Here is an 18469-nt window from a genome sequence, read left to right on the forward strand (position 1 = left end):
TTTGAAGTGGCGGGGAGCGGCTCATGCAGCCAGACCACATTTGAACCTCGGGCGAACGGTAACCGAGATGCCCAGGTTCTGGTATCCCCCATTCAGGTGAATCTGTAGCGCAACGCAACACCCGTTGCTACGCCTCCACACCTAAAATTTAGGCCGAATAAGGCTGTAGCCCTTACAGAACCTGCGCAACCAGCTATCAATACAGTAGCAAATTACCGATGCCGCCGCTTTTCCGGCTTGTCGTCCTGAGCCAGAACCCACTCCTGAAACTGCTCTGCCGGTAGTGGGCGGCTGAAGCAGAAACCCTGAAGTTCGTCACAGCCCAGCGCGGCCAGCGTCTGCGCGGTGGGCAGGTTTTCCACGCCCTCGGCCACCACCTTCAGGCCCAGCGTGTGGCCCAGTGCGATGACGGCGTGGACGATGGCGGCGTCGGCTGTGTCGTCCAGCATGCCTTGCACAAACGACTGGTCGACCTTGAGTTTGTCGATCTCGAAGCGCTTGAGGTAGGCCAGGCTGGAGTAGCCGGTGCCAAAGTCGTCAATCGCGATCTGCAGGCCCAGCCCCTTGAGGGCCGTGACCTGCGCCTGCGCGCCGGCGGGGTTGTCCATCAGATGGGACTCCGTCAGCTCCAGCTCCAGCAGGTGCGGGGGCATGCCGGTGGCGCGCAGGATATCCTGCAACTGCTCCACCAGTTCAGGATCCGACAGTTGCGCCACTGACAGGTTGACCGACAGCTCCAGCCCCTCGGGCAAGCCCTGCTTTTGAAACAGCATCCACTGCGCGCAGGCCTGCTGCAGCACCCACAGGCCGATGGGTTTGATGAGGCCGGTTTCTTCGGCCAGGTGGATGAAATGCGCGGGCGGCACCTGGCCCAGCACCGGGTTGCTCCAACGCAAGAGCGCCTCTGCACCCTGCACGCGGCGCGTGCGCGCGTTCAGGCGCGGCTGGAAGCTCAGGCTGAATTCATTGTTGGCCAGCGCCTGGCGCAACTGCCCTTCCATGGTCTGGCGGGCCAGTACCCGTTCATCGGTCTCGGGCGAGAAGAAACGCGCCATGTCGCGGCCCGCGGCCTTGGCTTCGTACATGGCGGCGTCGGCGCGGCGCATCAGTTCGTCCTGATCCGTCGCATCGTCCGGGTACAGGGCCACACCCACGCTGCACGACACGGTGAGGTTGTTGCCCTCCACCAATGCGGTCTGGCGGATGGAGGGGATGAGGCGCTGGTTGACCATGGTGTCCAGCTCTTCGCGGTCTTCGATGTGGCGCAGGATGATGACGAACTCGTCACCGCCCAGACGGCTCACCGTGTCGTCCGCACGCACCGACTGCGTGAGCCGGCGCGCCACGGTGCGCAGCAGGCCGTCGCCAATGTGGTGGCCCAGCGTGTCGTTGATGAGTTTGAAGCGGTCCAGGTCGATAAACAGCACGGCGACCTTTTCGCCATCGGCTTGGGCCTGCACCAGCGCCTCGGCCAGGCGCTGCTGACACATGGCGCGGTTGGGCAGTTCGGTCAGCACATCGTGCTGGGCGAGGAACTGGATGCGTTCTTCCTTGGCCTTGCGGTCGGTGATGTCGATGGAGATACCGATGTAGTTGACTACCTCGCCGCTGGTGGCGTTCTTGTGCACGGCCGACACCATGAGCCAGGCCGGGTAGCTGTCGCCGGAGCGTTTGCGGATGTGCACCTCGCCCTGCCAAGCCTCCTGGTCATGCAGGTCAGACCACACGGGCTGCTCCTTGCTGTCCACCAGGAAAGACATGTCCTGGCCCACCACCTCGTAAAAGTCGTACGAAGTGCTGCGGCAGAACGCGCGGTTGACGCTGATGATCTGGTGCGCCTCGTTCATGATGATGATGCTCTCGCTGGATGCCTCAAACACCTTGGCCCACAGCTCCAGGCGCTGCTCCATGACCTTGAGCTGGTTGATGGGCGTAAACGCCGTGAGCACTGCATCACGCCCCTGAAACTGCAGGCGCCGCGCCGACAGCACAGCCCAGGTGGGCGCCGCGCCGCCGAGCCAGCGCACCTCAAACTCATCCACCGCATCCTTGTCGGCCAGGCGCTGAAAGAAGCGGCCGCGCACACCAGGCTCTAGCCCCATGCGCCACGGGTCCCGTGTGCTGCCGCCCAGCCAGGGGAGTGCCGGGGTGTTGGCGTGCAACACCTCGTGGTCCGGCACCGAGGTGACCACCATGGGGATGGGGAAGGCCTCCACCAACTCACGCTGCGCCTCCGCAGCCCGCGCATTGGCGGCCAGCTCCTGTTGGGCCAGGCGGTCGCGGTCCAGTTGCGCGAGCATGCTGTTGAAGGCGGTAAAAAGTTGGCCAATCTCGTCGCGGCTGTGCCAGTTGGCGCGGTGCGAGTAGTCGGCCGAGTTGCGCACATCGTCGGCCACGCGGGCCAGCGCCTGCAAGGGCCGCGCGATCTGGCTGGCCACCAGGTACACCAGGCTCAAGATGCAACCCAGCAGGGCCAGCGCGGTGCCCATGTGCAGCCACATGCGCGAGAACAGGCTGTCGATGCGGGTGTGCAGCAGGCCTTGCATCTCCACCACACCAATGCGCCAGGCGTCATTGAGTGCAGCCAGCGCGGCCTGGTAAGGCGCGTCCAACGCGGCGATCTGCGCAGGTGACAAGTCGCCCCCCGAGGCCTCCTGCACCACGGTGCCGAAATGCCGCCCGGCCTGCAGCAACGCGGTGCGTGACTCGCCCAGCGCGGCCTTGAGTTGGGGTGAGCCCGCCGCCCAGGCCTGGCCGTAGTCGGACTCCATGCCCAAGAGCACGGCGTCCAACCGCCCCACCAAGGTCAGCAGCTCGGCAGTCTGGTTGTGGCCGGGGATTTTGAGGCCCCAGCTCTGCATGAACTGGCGGGTTTCAAACAGCACCTGCAGCAGCTCCGGGAAACGCAGCACGGTGAGCGACATCACGTAGTAGCTGTCCAGGTCCGGGTCGAGGATCAGGTTGGACTGGTTGCCCACGGTGGTCAGCAGGTCGCGGCCCTGGGCCAGCAACTTGGCTTTCTGGACATCGTTCATGCCCTTGGGGTCGGTCAGCAGCTTGGAAAACCGTTCGGCGGAGTCTTCGGAGTGCAAGTCGGCATCGTACAGGGTGCGCACTTCCTGCAAGGCCTGCTGGGTGGACTGGGCCTCGGCTTTGGCGACCGGAGGCACGATAAAGGTGTCCATCAGGTTGCGCCGCACCACTTCGGTGTAGGTGGTGCCCACCACTTCCTTGCGCGCGAAGTCGATGGCCAGGAATTTCTCGTGAATGAGGATGCCCGAGACGTAGATGACGGCCGAGAGATCCAACAGATAAATAAGCGTGAGCTTGCGCCCGACGCTCAGGCGTCCCAACCAATGGGAGATTTTTGTCAGCATGGTATGCACCCTTTTGGGTACATACATGCAATTACCGCACCAACCCGGTTCGATTCACCGTGTCGGGATTGGGGCCGCGACTCTAGTAACGGCCCACTCTTGCCTTTGGCTTGCAGGTTTTAGAGTTTGCCCGCGCGCCCCAGGGAGACCGCCTCAGCCTTGGTGGCGACGGCCTCGGCCACCTCAGGCGTGGCGCCCTGTTGAATCAGGAACACCACAACGTCCGCGCGGCTCTTTCCTTCGTCGAAGGCGGTAGCCGCCTGCAAGATCAGCGTGGTTACCAGTTGCTGTGTATTCGCATCAATGTTCATAAGGCCCCCAAGTTACAGGAAGCATAGCAATACACAGGAAATTGAACGCATCTGGTGCGGGGTAAATCCCCGCGTTATGCAGGGACTACATGTTCCGGCGGTATTGCCCACCCACCTCAAACAGCGCATTGGTGATCTGGCCCAGGGAGCAGACGCGCACGGCATCCATCAGCACGTTGAAGACGTTCTGGTTGTCGATGACGGCCTGCTGCAGTTGCTTGAGCATGGTGGGTGCTTCTGCCGCATGGCGGGTGTGGAAATCGGCCAGGCGTTTGAGCTGGTTTTGCTTTTCCTCGTCCGTGCTGCGGGCCAGCTCCAGCTTTTCCATCACCTGATCACCATGCGGGTTGCGGAAGGTGTTGACGCCGATGATGGGCAGCTCGCCCGTGTGTTTGAGCATCTCGTAGTGCATGGATTCGTCCTGGATCTTGCCGCGCTGGTAGCCTGTTTCCATGGCACCCAGTACACCGCCACGCTCGGCAATGCTTTCAAACTCTTTGAGCACGGCTTCTTCCACCAGCTCGGTCAGCTCTTCGATGATGAAGGCGCCTTGTGACGGGTTCTCGTTCTTGGCCAGGCCCCACTCGCGGTTGATGATGAGCTGGATGGCCATGGCGCGGCGCACGCTGTCTTCGGTGGGCGTGGTGATGGCCTCGTCAAACGCATTGGTGTGCAGGCTGTTGCAGTTGTCGTAAATGGCGATCAGGGCCTGCAGTGTGGTGCGGATGTCGTTGAACTGAATTTCCTGCGCGTGCAGGCTGCGGCCACTGGTCTGAATGTGGTACTTGAGCTTCTGGCTGCGCTCATTCGCGCCGTATTTCTCTTTCATCGCAACCGCCCAGATGCGGCGCGCCACGCGACCCATCACGGTGTACTCGGGGTCCATGCCGTTGCTGAAGAAGAAGCTCAGGTTGGGTGCGAAGTCGTCAATGTGCATGCCGCGCGCGAGGTACGCTTCGACAAACGTAAAGCCGTTGCTAAGCGTGAACGCGAGCTGGCTGATCGGGTTGGCACCCGCCTCGGCAATGTGGTACCCGGAGATGGACACACTGTAGAAGTTGCGCACGTCATGGTGCACAAAGTACTCGGCAATGTCGCCCATGACCTTCAGCGAAAACTCGGTGCTGAAGATGCAGGTGTTCTGGCCCTGGTCTTCTTTCAGGATGTCGGCTTGCACGGTGCCGCGCACATTGGCCAGCACCCATTCCTTGATTTTGGCAATTTCGGTATCGGTGGGCTCGCGGCCGTTGTCGGCCTGGAACTTCTCGATGTTCTGGTCGATGGCCGTGTTCATGAACATGGCCAGGATCGAAGGCGCGGGGCCGTTGATGGTCATGGACACGCTGGTAGACGGGCTGCACAAATCGAACCCGCCGTACAGCACCTTCATGTCGTCCAGCGTGGCAATGCTCACGCCGCTGTTGCCCACCTTGCCGTAGATGTCGGGGCGCGGGTCGGGGTCGTTGCCGTACAGCGTGACCGAGTCAAATGCGGTGGACAGGCGCTTGGCCGCCATGCCGCTGCTGAGCAGCTTGAAACGCGTGTTGGTGCGGAAGGCATCACCCTCGCCCGCGAACATGCGGGTCGGGTCTTCACCCTCGCGCTTGAAGGCAAAGGTGCCGGCCGTGTAGGGATAGCTGCCGGGCACGTTGTCCAGCATCAGCCACTGCAACACCTCGCCCTGGTCTTCATACTGCGGCAAGGCGACTTTGCGAATCACGGTACCACTCAAACTCTTGGTGGTCAGTGCGGTGCGGATTTCCTTGTCGCGGATCTTCACGACGTACTCGTCGCCTGCGTAGGCCTTTTGCATCTCAGGCCACTGGGCGAGCAGCTTGCGTTCGGCCGCGCCCATGCGGTCTTCGCGCTGCTGGGCCAGATCGGTCACCGCGGCCACCGCGCCGCGTTTGTCGGGGTTGGCTTCCTGCAGCATGCGGCCGCTGGCGCGCAGTTGCTGGATCTCACGCGCCAGCCGGGCTTGTTCGCGTGCGCGCTTTTTGTAGCCGCGCACCGTGTCGCTGATCTCGGCCAGATAGCGCGTGCGCGCAGCGGGCACCACCGGGGTTTGGTTGCTGCTGTGGCGCACCGTCACCTTGGGCAAGATGCCATCCTTGAGCGGCACGCCTAAGGCCTGCAAGCGCGGCAACAGCGCCTGGTAAAGCGCCGTCACACCGTCGTCGTTGAAACGCGCGGCCATGGTGCCGAAGACGGGCATCTGGTCGGCAGGTGTGGTCCAGGCTTCCTTGTTGCGCTGCACCTGCTTGGACACATCGCGCAGCGCATCGCTGGCGCCCTTGCGATCAAACTTGTTGATGGCGACAAACTCGGCAAAGTCCAGCATGTCGATTTTTTCCAGCTGGCTGGCGGCGCCAAACTCGGGCGTCATCACATACATGGGCACATCCACCAGCGGTGCAATGGCCGCATCACCCTGGCCAATGCCGGAGGTCTCCACCACCACCAGATCGAACCCCGCCACCTTGCAGGCAGCAATCACATCGGGCAGAGCGGCGCTGATCTCGGAGCCAAAATCACGCGTGGCCAGGCTACGCATAAAGACACGTTGGCCTGAATCTTTCTGCGTTCGGGCTGGGCCTGTCGAAGCCTTGGCGAGCCCTTCGACAGGCTCAGCCCGAACGGTGGTATTCCAGGGCGAGATGGCATTCATGCGGATGCGGTCGCCCAGCAACGCACCACCGCTCTTGCGGCGGCTTGGGTCTATGGAGATGACAGCGACGCGCAAGGCATCGTTCTGGTCCAGGCGCAGGCGGCGAATCAGCTCATCGGTCAGGCTGGACTTGCCCGCACCGCCGGTGCCGGTGATACCCACGACCGCTATCTTTTTAGTAGCTGCTTGCGCACGTATCTCCTGGGCTAGCGCCTGATTTACCTTGGAAGCCTCGATAGCGGTGAGCAGCTGGGAGAGTGCGCGCCAACTGGCCTCGGTATGGCCCTGGATGGCGGTAAGGTCGGTAGGCGCCAGCGCGGTAATGTCTTTGTCGCAGCGCATCACCATCTCGCCAATCATGCCGGCCAGGCCCATCCGCTGGCCGTCTTCGGGGCTGTAGATGCGGGCCACGCCGTAGGCATGCAGCTCGCGGATCTCGGCCGGCACGATGACACCGCCGCCGCCGCCAAACACTTGGATATGCGCGCCGCCACGGGCCTTGAGCAGGTCCACCATGTACTTGAAGTACTCCACATGGCCGCCTTGGTAGGAGCTGATGGCGATGCCTTGCACGTCTTCCTGCAGCGCAGCGGTGACCACCTCGTCCACACTGCGGTTGTGGCCCAAGTGGATGACTTCAGCGCCCATGCCCTGCAGGATGCGGCGCATGATGTTGATGGCCGCATCATGCCCGTCGAACAGGCTGGCGGCGGTCACAAAACGCACCTTGTGCGTGGGCCGGTAGTTGGCAAGGGCCTTGAACTCTGCAGACAGGTCGGTCATGGCTTGGCACCTAATTGACGTTTACGTAAACGTCAACTGTAAACCATTTGCCTGACGCGTATTTCCCTTTCAATATCCTTTAGAGTTGACCCAGCTTCACAGAACCCGCCGCCGCACCCGACAGCCATGCAACCGATCCAGCTTTTTGACCCCGCCTCCAGCACCTACACCTATGTGCTGTTTGACGAGGCGACGCGCGACGCGCTGATCATTGACCCGGTGGACAACCAGCTGGAGCGCGACCTGAATGTGCTGCGCCAATACGGCCTGAAGCTGGCCTGGACGGTAGAAACCCATGCCCACGCCGACCACATCACCAGCGCTGGCCAACTGGCCGAACACGCGGGCGCCAAAACCGCGGCACCCGCAGGCTGCGGCATCACCACCGCGGCGGTGCAACTGGCAGATGGCGATGTGCTGCCGTTTGGCGGCGAACACATCAAAGTGCTGCACACACCGGGCCACACCGCCGGCAGCATGAGTTTTGTCTGGCGCACGCATGTGTTCACCGGCGATACGCTCTTGATCCACGGCTGTGGCCGCACCGATTTCCAGTCGGGTAGTGCCGAAGCGCTGTACCACAGCATCACCCAGGTGCTATTCAAACTGCCTGATACCACCACGGTCTGGCCTGGCCACGATTACCAGGGCCGCACCCACTCCAGCATCGCTGCCGAGAAATCGGGCAACCCCCGGGTCGCCGACAAAACCGAACAAGAATTCATCACCATCATGGAATCCCTGAACCTGCCCAAACCCCAACGCATGGACGAAGCCGTCCCCGCGAACCTGACCTCGGGTGTGCGCCATGATGCCGGCGGTGCAGGTGCGATAGAGCTACGCGCCGCAGCCGGGTATGCCGGGGATGTATCCCCCGCACTGGCTTGCGCCTGGTGGCAGGCCAGGGACGCCGTGCTGGTGGACGTACGCACCGACGCTGAACGCGAGTGGGTGGGTTTTGTGCCCGGCGCAGTCGCCATTGCCTGGAAACAATGGCCTGGCATGGCACTGAACGCCAGCTTTGACGCCAGCGTGCAGGCCGCCGTGCCCGCAGGCAAAAAACTGGTCCTGCTGTGCCGCAGTGGTGTGCGCTCCGTCGCAGCAGCCAAACGCGCGACCGAGCTGGGCCTGGAGGCCTACAACATCCTCGAAGGTTTTGAAGGCGACCCGGACACTGAGGCGCACCGCGGCAACAGGGGCGGCTGGCGCATGCGTGGCCTGCCCTGGCGCCAAGGGTGAGTAACACATGAGCTTTCTCGCACTCGATATCGGCAACACCCGGCTCAAATGGGCGCAGTACGCGTCCGCCCATCCCAAAGCTGCGCTGCTAAGCCAGGGCGCCGAGTTTCTGGAAAACATCGACAAACTGGCGGAAGGCCCTTGGCACGGTATGCCAGTGCCCAAGCAGGTGCTGGGCTGCGTTGTGGCTGGCGACACGGTGCGCCGCCGCGTGCAGGAGCAGATGGAACACTGGGAGGTGGTCCCGCAATGGGTGGTGGCCAGCGAGTCCGAGGCCGGCCTGCGCAATGGCTACGACCACCCCTCCCGCTTGGGCGCAGACCGCTGGGTGGCGATGGTCGGGGCCTACCACCGCATGTTGTCGCAAGGCGCGCCGCTGCCCATGGTGGTGGTCATGGTGGGTACTGCCGTGACGGTGGAAGCGGTGGATGCCGAGGGCAAGTTTTTGGGCGGTCTGATCTTGCCGGGCCACGGCATCATGCTGCGCGCGCTAGAGTCCGGCACCGCCGGGCTGCACGTGCCCACGGGCGAAGTGCGCGAGTTCCCCACCAACACCAGTGACGCGTTGACCAGCGGCGGCACCTACGCTATTGCCGGCGCCGTGGAACGCATGGTGCAGCATGTGCGCAGCCACTGCGGCGCAGAGCCCAAATGCATCATGACCGGTGGTGCAGGCTGGAAGATGGCACCCAGCATGACGCGGCCATTTGAGCTGGTGGACAACCTGATTTTTGATGGGTTGCTGCAAATGGCGCAGAGGCGGTTTTCCTCTGTTGCAGCTTCCTAGTGCCTCAGGGCTAATTCAGTATATTTCTGGCCTTCAGCCCTTATTGGGATTGCGCAAGCAGCTATTGAATTTGTAGCGGTTTTTGCTTCTGGTGAGATAGTTTGATTTTTTGGCATGTCGGGTTGTGCGCCCGACAGCGCAGTAACTTTTCTTTGCTTCGCTGTATGGACCGGAGACATAGGTAACAGGTGTGCCAGGACATGGGTAACGCTTGCGAGGGTTGTAAACCCTTGGAGGAGTCCCATGGTTTGGATGGAGAAGAGCACCGTGTCCCTGCGTCAAGAATTTGTCCTCCTGGCCAGCCAGGAGGGCGCAAACAAGCGAGAGCTGTGCCGGCGCTTCGGCATCAGCCCCAAGACGGGCTACAAGTGGCTGGCCCGAGCAAGCGATGGATTGCAGGCGGTGCTGACTGACCGTAGCCGGCGTCCGCATACCTCACCCGCACGCAGCCCCGAAACCACCGAACAAGCTGTGCTGGCCCTGCGTGGCGAGCACCCGGCCTGGGGCGGGCGCAAGATTGCCCGGCGCCTGGCCGACCTTGGTCAAGCCCAACTCGCGCCCAGCACGGTCACTCATATCCTGCATCGCCACGGTCTCATCACGCCCCAAGCCAGCCGTGCTGCACAGCCTTGGCAACGCTTCGAGCACGATGCACCTAACAGTCTGTGGCAAATCGACTTCAAGGGTCACTTCGCCACCATAGCCGGGCGCTGCCATGGGCTCACGCTGTTGGACGATCACTCACGCTTCAATTTGCTGCTCGGCGCACTATCGCGCACCGACGCCGCCAGCGTACAGGCCAGGCTCATTGAGGTGTTTCGTCTCTATGGGCTGCCGCTACGCATCAATGCCGACAACGGTGCGCCCTGGGGTAGCCCCAGCGCGGGCGGGCGTAGCCTGAGTGAGCTGGCGATCTGGTTGATCCGGCTGGGCGTGCGCGTGAGCTTCAGCGCGCCGTATCATCCACAGACCAATGGGAAGCTGGAGCGATTCCATCGCTCCTTGGGCGTGGAAGTGATCGCGGGACAGCACTTCAGGGATCACGCGTCAGTGCAGTGCGCGTTCGACGCTTGGCGCCAGACCTACAACTGCGAGCGCCCGCACGAGGCGTTGCAGATGACAGTGCCTGCCCAACATTACCGGGCCAGCATCTTGGGCTATCCAGAGCACCTCAAGGAGATTGAATATCCGAGCACCGATATCGTGGTGACGGTGGGCTGGAATGGTTTCATTCGCTTCCGAGGCCACACGCTGAGAACCTCAACAGCACTGCATCGGCTGCCTATCGGTATTCGCCCCCATCTGGGGCGAGATGGGGTGCATGATGTGTACTTCTGTCATCAGCTTTTCATGCAAATTGACCTGCATGCCCTGCGCGCAGGTGGTTGAGCAAGGTGTTACCCATGTCCTGGCACACCTGTTACCTATGTCTCCGGTCCATACACTTCGCCAAAGAAAAGTCACCAAAAGAAAGGCGACCCTACTGTCTGCGACCCCGGCTGCGCCGGGGCAACCTGCGGTGCTCGGGTTCAGTGGGGTCTGGCTCGAACTCGCCCTACGGGCTCAAACAATCGCCAGCCCTGATCCACTGAACCCTGCGCTCCTCGGCGCAACCAGAAGGGAGTAGGGGAAATACAGGCCGCCGCTGCGCTCGGCCCGTCCGCGCGCAGCGCGGACGAAGTTCGGCATTTGGTATCCGGCTGTTGGGTTTGCGTTAGCGCCGTAATGAGGAGGCGAGTAGCGCAGGTTTGGGCGGATCAGGGGCGTGCATGTTTGAGCGCAGCGAGTTTGCGCGCACCCCGTCCAAACCGAGCAGCGCAGCGTGCCCGCAGGGCCGACGAATCCGGCTCGCCTTTTCTTTGCTTACTTTCTTTTGGCGAAGCAAAAGAAAGTGAGTGCGCTGTCGGGTGCACAACCCGACATGCCAAAAAATCAAACTATCTCACCAGAAGCAAAAACCGCTACAAATTCAATAGCTGCTTGCGCAGACCCTATAAGAGCCAGAGGCCAAAATCCAAGGAAACCGCAACCTAGGAAGCCGCCAACCAAGCCTCCGCCAACCGCACCCAATACGTAGCCCCCAACGGAATCAAATCGTCGTTGAAGTCATAACTCGGGTTGTGCAGCATGCACGGCCCACCACCGTGCCCCATCTCGCGGTGGGCGCCATCGCCATTGGCAATGAAGGCATAACAGCCGGGCTTGGCCATTAGCATGTATGCAAAGTCCTCGGCGCCCATGGTGGGCTCCTGCTGCTCGACGTTGTCTGCACCCACAATGTCAGCCATCACACGGCGTGCGAATTCGGCCTCTTTGGCGGAGTTGATGGTAGGCGGGTAGTTGCGCTCAAACTCGAACTCGCAGGTCATGCCAAACGCTGCAGCCGTGTGCTCGGCCATCTCGCGCATGCGCTGCTCGATCATGTCCAGCACCTCGATGGTGAAGGTACGCACCGTGCCCTGCAATTCAACGCTATCGGGGATCACATTGGTGGCCTCGCCCGCGTGGATCATGGTCACGGAAATCACACCGGCGTCGATGGGCTTTTTGTTGCGGCTGATGATGGTCTGAAAGGCCTGCACCATCTGACAGGCCACAGGCACCGGGTCCAGTCCGTTGTGCGGCATGGCGGCGTGGCCACCCTTGCCGCGCACGGTGATCTTGAACTCATTGCTCGACGCCATGACGGGGCCCGCGCTGGCGGCGAACTTGCCCACCTGCGAGCCGGGCCAGTTGTGCATGCCAAACACGGCCTCCACCGGGAATTTCTCGAACAGGCCGTCCTTGATCATCTCGCGTGCGCCACCACCGCCCTCTTCGGCGGGCTGGAACACCAGGTACACCGTGCCGTCAAAGTTGCGCTGCTTGGCAACGTGCTGGGCTGCAGCCAGCAGCATGGCGGTGTGGCCGTCGTGGCCACAGGCGTGCATCTTGCCGGGGTGCTGGCTGGTGTGGGCGAAGGTGTTGAACTCCTGCATGGGCAGGGCGTCCATGTCGGCGCGCAGGGCAATGGCGCGGTCCGACGTGCCCGCCTTAACGATACCGACGACGCCGGTTGTGCCCATGCCGCGGTGGATGGGGATGCCCCATTCGGTCAGCTTGGCGGCCACTACATCGGCGGTGCGCACTTCGTGAAAGCACAGTTCGGGGTGGGCGTGCAGGTCGCGCCGCAGGGCGGCCATGCCGGCGGCTTGGGTCAGGATGCTGTCTATGATTTTCATGCTGCGTATGTCCTGTCGGTAAGCTGCCATTCTCCCCCATCCACAGGCACGGTGAAAGCCTTCGCGGTACAGTGGAGGGATGCGTGAATCTTCCCTTGCCCCGGCCTCTGCCACCCCAGACGAACACCAGGCCGAACAGCTGATCCTTGGCGCCTGCCCGCACGACTGCCCGGACACCTGTTCGCTGCAAACCACCGTGCGCAACGGCATTGCCATCAAGGTGCAAGGCAACCCCCACCACCCCCAGACCAACGGCGTGTTGTGCGCCAAGGTATCCCGCTACACCGAGCGTACCTACCACCCCGAACGCATCCTGCACCCACTCAAACGCGTGGGGCCCAAAGGCTCAGGCCAGTTTGAACAGGTGAGCTGGGGCAGCGCGCTGGCAGACATTGCGCAGTGCCTGAAGACCATCGCAGCCGTGGATCCGCAGGCCATCCTTCCCTACAGCTACGCCGGCACCATGGGCCAGGTGCAGAGCGAGAGCATGGCCGCGCGCTTTTTCAACAAGCTGGGCGCCTCGCGACTGGAACGCACCATTTGCGCCGCTGCCGGTGGTGAGGGGCTGCGCTATACGCTGGGCGGCAAAGTGGGTATGCGCGTGGAGTTTTTTGCCGAATCGCGCCTGATCCTGATCTGGGGCAGCAACTCGATTGGCAGCAACCTGCATTTCTGGCGCTATGCCCAGGAGGCCAAGCGCCGTGGCGCCACGCTGGTCTGCATCGACCCGCGCCGCTCCGAAACTGCCGACAAATGCCACCAGCACATCGCACTGCGCCCGGGCACCGATGCCGCATTGGCACTCGGACTGATGCACGAGCTGGTTGTGAACGATTGGCTGGACCATGCCTATCTGCGTGACCACTGTCTGGGCTGGGATGCCTTGCGAGAACGGGCACTGCAGTGGCCACCCGAGCGCGTTGCTGAAGTCTGTGGCATCAGCGTGGATGAGGTGCGCAATCTGGCGCGCGCCTGGGGAGAATGTGGCAAGCAAGGCGAACCAGCAGCCATTCGTATGAACTATGGGTTGCAGCGCGTGCGGGGCGGCGGCAACGCCGTACGCGCCATTGCCTGTCTGCCTGCGCTCACCGGCGCCTGGCGCCACCGCGCGGGCGGTGTGCTGCTGAGCAGCTCTGGCAGCGTGGCGCTGGACCGTGCAGCCATAGAACGTCCGGATTTGCTGCCCGCTCAGTTTGCCAAGCAGGCGCCGCGCACGATCAATATGAGTACGATTGGCGACGACCTCTTGCGCCCCGGTTCTGCTGAATTCGGCCCCCAGGTGCAGGCACTGATTGTTTACAACAGCAATCCGGTGGCGGTGGCCCCCGAATCGGGCAAGGTGGTGGCGGGCTTTGCGCGACCGGATCTGTTCACCGTGGTGCTGGAACACTTCCATACCGACACCGCCGACTACGCGGACTATGTGCTGCCGGCCACCACGCAACTGGAGCACTGGGATGTGCACACCAGTTACGGCCATACCGACATGCTGCTGAACCGGCCCGCGATTGCCCCTCTGGGCGAAGCCCGCTCCAACGCCGGGATCTTTCGCGATCTCGCGCAGGCCATGGGCTGGGACGATGCCTGCTTTCAGGAAGATGACGCCAGCTTGTGCAGAACCGCAGCGAAGGGTGCCGTGGACTTTGATGCATTGCTGCAGCACGGCTTTGCCTCTTTGTCGTTACCCGAGGCGCCTTTCGCCGAAGGTGGTTTCCTGACGCCTTCTGGCAAATGCGAGTTCTACAGCGAGCGCCTGGCTGCGCAAGGGTTGGACGGTTTGCCGGACCACATTCCCAACTACGAGCTGCCACAAGCTGGCGGAGCGTATCCGCTGGCGATGATTTCGCCACCTGCGCGGAATTTCCTCAACTCCACTTTTGTCAATGTGAAGAGCCTGCGCGATATCGAAGGCCAGCCTTTGCTGGAAATCAGTGCGGCCGACGCAGCGTCCCGCGGCATTACGTCAGGTGACGTGGTGCGCATCTTCAATGACCGGGGTGAGTACCGCTGCGTGGCGGAGGTGAGCCCGCGCGCACGTACCGGTGTCGTACACGGCCTGGGCATTTGGTGGCGCAAGCTGGGACTGGACGGCAGCAACGTCAACCAGCTCACCAGCCAGTCCCTGACCGATCTTGGCCGGGGACCGACGTTTTACGACTGCGTAGTGCAGGTGGAGAAGAGCCTCAGCGCCTAGCTGCGCTTCTTGGCGAAATCCAGCAGACGCGTGGCGATCAGGGTTTCGGCCAAAAAGCAGGCCAGCGCCATCAGAAAGCAAACCACGCCGCCGAGAAAGCTGGCAATCGAAATACGCAGCCCCGGAAAATCGATGGTTTCGCCCAGAAACAGCACGACGATGGTCACACCGATCATGAACGCACACAGGGTCAGCAAACCTATGCTGCCGTTCGCCAGCAAGCCACGGGTTCGAAGCTCCCCCAGTTCACGGTAGGCCTCCTCGGTTTCAGCCGACTCTGGGTTCTTCTTGATCCGGTCTTCGAGCAGACGGGCGCGGTCAATGATACGCGCCAGGCGGGCGGCAACGGCGCCAATCATTCCCGACACGGCGGTCAACAAGAACACAGGCGCTACGGCCAGTTGAATGCCATGCGATACGGCGTCGGGATCAATGGGAAGGTTCATGCCACAGATGGTAGTGCCAATCGCGTCGAAGGGGAATTTAACCGTGCGCTGCGATGGGAAAACATCCAGGAAGACAATCGCTTGCATGAACGCACTCAAAGACATTCGACTATCCATGCTCGACCTGGTGGCCGTGCGCGAAGGTGGCACCGTAGGCGAGGCGCTGGCGGTGGCCTTGCAGACCGCACAACACGTGGAGAAACTGGGTTTTACCCGCTACTGGGTGGCCGAGCACCACAACATGCAAAGCATTGCGAGTTCGGCCACTGCCGTACTCATTGGCCACATCGCAGGGGGAACACGCAGCATTCGTGTGGGTTCTGGTGGCATCATGCTGCCCAACCACGCCCCGCTGGTGGTGGCGGAAGCCTTTGGCACCCTGTCCGAGCTGTACCCGGGGCGCATTGATCTAGGCCTGGGGCGTGCGCCTGGCACCGATCCAACAACCATGCGGGCCCTGCGCCGCAACCGGGTAGAGACCGAAGAGGACTTCCCCCGCGAAGTCTCGGAGCTCCAACAGCTTTTGGCACCCGCTCAGGCCGGGCAACGTTTGGTCGCCACCCCGGGTGCCGGCACACAGGTGCCCATCTGGTTGTTGGGCTCCAGCCTGTTCTCCGCGCAACTGGCGGCGCAGCGGGGCCTGCCGTACGCCTTTGCGTCCCACTTTGCGCCCCGCATGATGATGCAGGCCATTGACCTGTACCGCAGCAACTTTCAGCCGTCCGCAACGCTGGCAAAGCCCTACGTCGTGATTGGCGTGCCGCTGATTGCAGCGCCTGATGACCTCGAAGCAGAATACTTGGCCAGCAGCATCTACCAGCGCGTGCTGGGTATCTTGCGGGGTGACAGAAAACTCCTCCAGGCACCGGTTGCGGGCTTGATGTCCCGATTGGAACCACAAGAGAAGGCGGCCATTGCCGACTTCCTTGCCATCGCAGTGATTGGTGGCCCGCAGAAGGTGCATGCGAGTCTGTCGGCGCTGGCAGAAGCCACGGCCGCCGATGAGTTCATGCTGGTCTGCGACGTGTATGACCCGCTGCTGCGATTGCGGTCTCTGGACATCGCGGTGCAAGCGGCCCGGGCAGACTAACAAGCGCGCCAGGGTTTCCAGTGATGTACATTTTCATCACAACCAAGGAGAACGCGCATGCACCCGGATGTGATGAAACACAAAGCCAGCCTTTGGGAAGGTGAATTTGGCCAGTCGCGCCACATTACCGACGTCTACTGGGAGGGCGACATCTCCCAACCCGAATTGCGGGAAGTAGCCGACCAGATCTCTCCGGACTGGCAAACCATTGACCTGGAACTGGACCCTGCCCACCCGCGCCATGGGCAAGTATTCAGACTTCAAAAATCATCGTTAGAAGCGTCTGACGACGCGTCCTTTGAGCTACTTCTAGAAACGGAAGAGGAGCTCGGCGGGCAATATGTTTGGGTGCATTGCTGCCAACACGTCTATGACCCGTTGGGCGAGCTGGAAGACGACTCTGGACGCACCTACCGCCAAGTCTTCAACACCATGATGTTCTGCATGGAGTTCACCTCATTCGAGGATATTGCCGCACAGTGCGACGCACATTTCGGCAAGAAGAAGTGGGACGAGTACGAGTTGTACCTGGACGATGACTTGCCTGTCCCAACGGCCACTTACACCTGATACGAAGTTGCTTGAGACCTGCTCAGAAGGAGGCCTCCATCGACAATAGAACACCACCTCATGGCGGAGACCGATGCGTCAGGTTTGGAGTGCTAACGATGCAATCGTCGACTGCAAACAAGAAAGGCTCACCGAAGTGAGCCTTTTCTGTCGGGACATACTGGTATATGCCACGTTTGTATTGGTTGCGGAGGCTAGATTTGAACTAACGACCTTTGGGTTATGAGCCCAACGAGCTACCAGGCTGCTCCACTCCGCGTCAAGAGTTGAATTATAGCTTACTTATGCTGCTGTGGTGTCTTCAACCGCTTCTGTTTCAACAGCGCGGTCAACAAATTCCACCAAAGCCATAGGCGCATTGTCACCCACACGGAAACCCATTTTCAGGATACGTGTGTAACCACCTGGACGCGCCTTGAAGCGAGGACCCAGCACGTCGAACAGCTTGGTCACGCTGTCACGGTCGCGCAAACGGTCGAACGCCAGACGGCGGTTGGCCACGGTGGCTTCCTTGGACAGAGTGATCATGGGTTCGATCACGCGGCGCAGTTCCTTGGCTTTCGGAACCGTAGTTTTGATGGCCTCATGCTCGATGATCGAGTTCATCATGTTGCGCAGCATCGCCAGACGATGCGAGCTTGTGCGATTGAGTTTACGTAGACCGTGTCCGTGGCGCATTTTGATTTCCTTCAGTTATTAAACAGGCAGCCGGATCAGGTACTGCCCGTGGCACGGAACCCCAATGGGGCTCTTTAAAAATTAACGCTTTTCGAGCGCTGCTGGTGGCCAAGACTCGAGCTTCATGCCCAAAGTCAGACCGCGGGAAGCCAGCACTTCCTTGATTTCATTAAGCGACTTACGACCCAGATTCGGGGTCTTCAGCAACTCGTTTTCGGTGCGCTGAATCAGGTCACCGATGTAGTAAATGTTCTCGGCCTTCAGGCAGTTGGCAGAACGCACGGTCAGCTCCAGCTCGTCCACAGGGCGCAGCAGGATAGGATCAAATTGCGTGTTGCCGCGTGGTGCGGGCGCGTCGAATGCAGCCAGCTCGCTGCCTTCCAATTGCGCAAACACAGCCAGCTGTTCCACCAAAATCTTGGCCGAAGCGCGTACTGCATCTTCTGCAGTCACGGCACCGTTGGTTTCGATTTCAACAACCAGCTTGTCCAAATCGGTGCGTTGCTCAACGCGAGCGCTTTCGACGGTGTAGCTGACGCGCTTCACAGGAGAGAACGATGCATCCAGAACAATACGGCCAATCGACTTGTTTGGCTCATCTGCATGGCGACGCATGGTTCCGGGAACATAACCACGGCCTTTTTCAACCTTGATTTGCATGTCCAGCTTGCCGCCGTGCGACAGGTTGGCAATCACATGACCCGGGTTGATGATTTCGACGTCATGGGGCGTCTGAATGTCAGCCGCGGTAACAACACCTTCAGCGTCTTTGCGCAGGCTCAGCGTGACTTCTTCACGGTTGTGCAGTTTGAAAACCACACCCTTGAGGTTCAACAAAATGTTGACCACGTCTTCTTGAACGCCATCAATGGAAGAGTACTCATGCAGAACACCTGCAATGGTCACTTCGGTAGCCGCAAAACCTGGCATCGACGACAGCAAAACGCGACGCAGCGCGTTGCCGAGTGTGTGGCCATAACCACGCTCAAAGGGCTCCAGCGCCACTTTGGCCCGGTTTGCACCGAGCTGCTCAACACTGATGGACTTGGGTTTCAGCAGACTATTTTGCATGCAGACTTCCTCTCAATACCCCCGACTCGTTACG

At 61.3% G+C, this 18469-nt stretch carries 13 protein-coding genes and 1 tRNA gene; 6 read left to right on the forward strand and 8 right to left on the reverse strand.

Annotation, left to right across the window (positions count from 1 at the left end; all coding sequences use genetic code 11):
• Window positions 1-212: 212 nt before the first annotated feature.
• The 3 genes from RS694_RS18230 to icmF form a co-directional block, all read right to left on the reverse strand.
• Complete coding sequence (locus RS694_RS18230) at window positions 213-3377, reverse strand: bifunctional diguanylate cyclase/phosphodiesterase (RefSeq protein ID WP_076069903.1); 3165 nt, start codon at window positions 3375-3377, stop codon at window positions 213-215.
• A 119-nt stretch (window positions 3378-3496) separates the two neighbouring features.
• The gene (locus RS694_RS18235) at window positions 3497-3688 is read right to left on the reverse strand and encodes a hypothetical protein (RefSeq protein ID WP_029708298.1); all 192 of its coding nucleotides are present in this window, start codon (window positions 3686-3688) and stop codon (window positions 3497-3499) included.
• A gap of 85 nt (window positions 3689-3773) precedes the next feature.
• A complete protein-coding gene (icmF, locus tag RS694_RS18240; RefSeq protein ID WP_029708297.1) occupies window positions 3774-7139 on the reverse strand; it encodes a fused isobutyryl-CoA mutase/GTPase IcmF in 3366 nt (1121 codons plus the stop codon).
• A gap of 126 nt (window positions 7140-7265) precedes the next feature.
• On the opposite strand from icmF, the gene RS694_RS21065 reads away from it, so the two are divergent.
• From RS694_RS21065 to RS694_RS18255, 3 genes are all read left to right on the forward strand, one after another.
• Window positions 7266-8378: an MBL fold metallo-hydrolase gene (locus RS694_RS21065; RefSeq protein ID WP_029708296.1), complete on the forward strand. Its 1113-nt coding sequence runs from the start codon at window positions 7266-7268 to the stop codon at window positions 8376-8378.
• A 7-nt stretch (window positions 8379-8385) separates the two neighbouring features.
• Window positions 8386-9165, forward strand: coding sequence for a type III pantothenate kinase (locus RS694_RS18250; RefSeq protein WP_029708295.1), 780 nt, complete (start codon window positions 8386-8388; stop codon window positions 9163-9165).
• A 243-nt stretch (window positions 9166-9408) separates the two neighbouring features.
• On the forward strand, window positions 9409-10554 hold the full coding sequence (locus RS694_RS18255; RefSeq protein WP_076069817.1) for an IS481 family transposase: 1146 nt from the start codon (window positions 9409-9411) through the stop codon (window positions 10552-10554).
• 641 nt (window positions 10555-11195) lie between these two features.
• On the opposite strand, the gene RS694_RS18260 is transcribed toward RS694_RS18255, so the two are convergent.
• Entirely contained in the window at window positions 11196-12386 is a 1191-nt protein-coding gene (locus RS694_RS18260; protein ID WP_029706481.1) for a M20 aminoacylase family protein, read from the reverse strand.
• Between the two features lie 79 nt (window positions 12387-12465).
• On the opposite strand from RS694_RS18260, the gene RS694_RS18265 reads away from it, so the two are divergent.
• Window positions 12466-14580 carry a molybdopterin-containing oxidoreductase family protein gene (locus tag RS694_RS18265; protein WP_029706482.1) on the forward strand — a complete coding sequence of 705 codons (2115 nt, stop codon included), beginning with the start codon at window positions 12466-12468 and terminating at the stop codon, window positions 14578-14580.
• On the opposite strand, the gene RS694_RS18270 is transcribed toward RS694_RS18265, so the two are convergent.
• Window positions 14577-15026 carry a DUF2721 domain-containing protein gene (locus RS694_RS18270; RefSeq protein WP_029706483.1) on the reverse strand — a complete coding sequence of 150 codons (450 nt, stop codon included), beginning with the start codon at window positions 15024-15026 and terminating at the stop codon, window positions 14577-14579. The genes RS694_RS18265 and RS694_RS18270 overlap by 4 nt on opposite strands.
• 85 nt (window positions 15027-15111) lie before the next feature.
• On the opposite strand from RS694_RS18270, the gene RS694_RS18275 reads away from it, so the two are divergent.
• Both RS694_RS18275 and RS694_RS18280 read left to right on the forward strand, forming a co-directional pair.
• On the forward strand, window positions 15112-16116 hold the full coding sequence (locus RS694_RS18275; protein ID WP_029706484.1) for an LLM class flavin-dependent oxidoreductase: 1005 nt from the start codon (window positions 15112-15114) through the stop codon (window positions 16114-16116).
• Between the two features lie 57 nt (window positions 16117-16173).
• Window positions 16174-16686 (forward strand): hypothetical protein, encoded by a 513-nt coding sequence (locus RS694_RS18280; protein WP_029706485.1) that lies wholly within the window; start codon window positions 16174-16176, stop codon window positions 16684-16686.
• Window positions 16687-16868: 182 nt separating this feature from the next.
• Here the strand turns inward: RS694_RS18280 and RS694_RS18285 are convergent.
• The 3 genes from RS694_RS18285 to RS694_RS18295 all read right to left on the reverse strand — a co-directional run bounded on the left by RS694_RS18285 (window position 16869) and on the right by RS694_RS18295 (window position 18435).
• Window positions 16869-16945 (reverse strand) — tRNA-Met (locus RS694_RS18285).
• A gap of 23 nt (window positions 16946-16968) precedes the next feature.
• Window positions 16969-17364, reverse strand: a complete 396-nt coding sequence (gene rplQ / locus RS694_RS18290; protein WP_029706486.1) for a 50S ribosomal protein L17 — start codon at window positions 17362-17364, stop codon at window positions 16969-16971.
• Window positions 17365-17445: 81 nt separating this feature from the next.
• Complete coding sequence (locus RS694_RS18295) at window positions 17446-18435, reverse strand: DNA-directed RNA polymerase subunit alpha (protein WP_029706487.1); 990 nt, start codon at window positions 18433-18435, stop codon at window positions 17446-17448.
• Window positions 18436-18469: the final 34 nt, after the last annotated feature.

It is taken from the genome of Rhodoferax saidenbachensis, from assembly GCF_001955715.1.
Lineage (GTDB): Bacteria > Pseudomonadota > Gammaproteobacteria > Burkholderiales > Burkholderiaceae_C > Allorhodoferax > Allorhodoferax saidenbachensis.

What these genes read in the sequence shown, in the direction of transcription:
- rplQ (WP_029706486.1), bottom strand. Translation starts at nt 17,364, where the DNA reads ATGCGCCACGGACACGGTCTACGTAAACTCAATCGCACAAGCTCGCAT.
- RS694_RS18270 (WP_029706483.1), bottom strand. Translation starts at nt 15,026, where the DNA reads ATGAACCTTCCCATTGATCCCGACGCCGTATCGCATGGCATTCAACTG.
- RS694_RS18250 (WP_029708295.1), top strand. Translation starts at nt 8,386, where the DNA reads ATGAGCTTTCTCGCACTCGATATCGGCAACACCCGGCTCAAATGGGCG.
- RS694_RS18230 (WP_076069903.1), bottom strand. Translation starts at nt 3,377, where the DNA reads ATGCTGACAAAAATCTCCCATTGGTTGGGACGCCTGAGCGTCGGGCGC.
- RS694_RS21065 (WP_029708296.1), top strand. Translation starts at nt 7,266, where the DNA reads ATGCAACCGATCCAGCTTTTTGACCCCGCCTCCAGCACCTACACCTAT.
- RS694_RS18295 (WP_029706487.1), bottom strand. Translation starts at nt 18,435, where the DNA reads ATGCAAAATAGTCTGCTGAAACCCAAGTCCATCAGTGTTGAGCAGCTC.
- RS694_RS18275 (WP_029706484.1), top strand. Translation starts at nt 15,112, where the DNA reads ATGAACGCACTCAAAGACATTCGACTATCCATGCTCGACCTGGTGGCC.
- RS694_RS18280 (WP_029706485.1), top strand. Translation starts at nt 16,174, where the DNA reads ATGCACCCGGATGTGATGAAACACAAAGCCAGCCTTTGGGAAGGTGAA.
- icmF (WP_029708297.1), bottom strand. Translation starts at nt 7,139, where the DNA reads ATGACCGACCTGTCTGCAGAGTTCAAGGCCCTTGCCAACTACCGGCCC.
- RS694_RS18255 (WP_076069817.1), top strand. Translation starts at nt 9,409, where the DNA reads ATGGTTTGGATGGAGAAGAGCACCGTGTCCCTGCGTCAAGAATTTGTC.
- RS694_RS18260 (WP_029706481.1), bottom strand. Translation starts at nt 12,386, where the DNA reads ATGAAAATCATAGACAGCATCCTGACCCAAGCCGCCGGCATGGCCGCC.
- RS694_RS18235 (WP_029708298.1), bottom strand. Translation starts at nt 3,688, where the DNA reads ATGAACATTGATGCGAATACACAGCAACTGGTAACCACGCTGATCTTG.
- RS694_RS18265 (WP_029706482.1), top strand. Translation starts at nt 12,466, where the DNA reads ATGCGTGAATCTTCCCTTGCCCCGGCCTCTGCCACCCCAGACGAACAC.